The organism is Thermanaerothrix sp., assembly GCA_026417795.1.
Classification (GTDB): Bacteria; Synergistota; Synergistia; order Synergistales; family Synergistaceae; genus Thermanaerovibrio.
Genome location: JAOACP010000099.1, coordinates 1 through 1,375, shown reverse-complemented (window position 1 = coordinate 1,375; position 1,375 = coordinate 1). Strand labels below are relative to the sequence as shown.

At 50.5% G+C, this 1,375-nt stretch carries 1 protein-coding gene and 1 tRNA gene; both read left to right on the top strand.

Features of this window, described 5'->3' with window-relative positions; all coding sequences use genetic code 11:
• Positions 1-54 precede the first annotated feature (54 nt).
• Positions 55-126: transfer RNA gene (locus tag N2315_09360), tRNA-Glu, on the top strand.
• 229 nt (positions 127-355) lie between these two features.
• Positions 356-1,375, top strand: a 1,020-nt coding sequence (locus N2315_09355) for a hypothetical protein (protein ID MCX7829377.1), incomplete at its 3' end; no start/stop codon positions are given.

Here is a 1,375-nt window from a genome sequence, read left to right as displayed (position 1 = left end):
GGACAGTGCGATGTAATACAGTGTAAAACAGTGTAGTTTATCGCAAATGTTCACGTCTCCTTCGTCTAGGGGTTAGGACAGCGGGTTTTCATCCCGCCAACAGGGGTTCGAATCCCCTAGGAGATGGTAGCTGCCCGATGATAGCTTGTTCTGTCATCGGGTTTTTTGTTTTAGGATATGCGGTGTGCTTGTTTAAAAGCACCTTGCCCGGTAGCCAATTTCTTTGTCTACTGAGTAAGTTCCATACCACCGGAAACGAGAAAAAATAATCGGGAAATGGGCAGGGGTTCTGCCAGGAAAATCGGTGCGTTCAGAAAAAAGGTTCTCTCCTACCAGCATTCGTATTCTCCAAACCATGATCAGCGAAGCGGAGGGGAACGAAATTTTTGTGGCCGGCTATCGCGGAAAGGATGGCCTGGTGGAGCAACTCGAGCTTATTTCCCGGGGAAATGAAGCTTCTGTCTTAGCCCTTCTCGATCGCCTTGATGCGGAGGCGGATGTTCTTATTCACAATCACCCATCGGGAAATCTTACTCCCAGTGATAATGACCTGGTGATCACAGAACGGGTCGCTTCGCAGGGCCTTGGTTCCTATATTGTAGATAATGAGGTCCAGCGGGTGTATGTCATCGTAGAGCCCGTTGATAAAAGGGAAAAAAAACTCCTCGATCCCGATATGCTCTGTGGCGCCCTTCAAGAAGGAGGGGCTATTGCTCAATTCCTTTCTCCCTATGAACCACGGCAATCCCAGCTCGATTTGATGCGACTCGTTATCCAGGCCTTTAACACGGACCACCTGTTGGTCGCCGAGGCGGGTACGGGGGTGGGGAAGTCCTTCGCCTATCTTATCCCTGCCATTGCCTATGCAATTGTAAATAAAGAGCGGGTAGTTATTTCTACGGCCACGATAACGCTGCAGCATCAATTATACGAAAAGGATATCCCCCTCCTTACCAGGGCCTTTAAAAAACCCGTAAAGGCCGTGGTAATCAAAGGTCGGAACAACTACCTGTGCCTTCGGCGTCTTGCGGATATGCTTCAGGAGGGGGAATTAGAATTTGCAGGATCCCGGGATGAGATAGAGTCTATCCAGAAATGGGCGGAAACAACGGAAACGGGAAATAAGGCAGAACTTCCCTTCCTCCCTTCTGAAATGCTGTGGGGGCGTATCTGTTCCGAATCGGATCTCTGCAGTGGCCTTCGGTGTGCCTATCGGGATCGTTGTTTTGTGCTCCGTCTGAAACGGGAGGCCGCAACGGCCTTAATCCTGGTGGTTAACCATCATCTGTTGTTTGCGGATCTGGCGGCACGAAAAGAAGGGGCTAGCCTCGACGCCACGGTAGTGCTTCCTCCCTATCGACGCTTGGTATTGGAT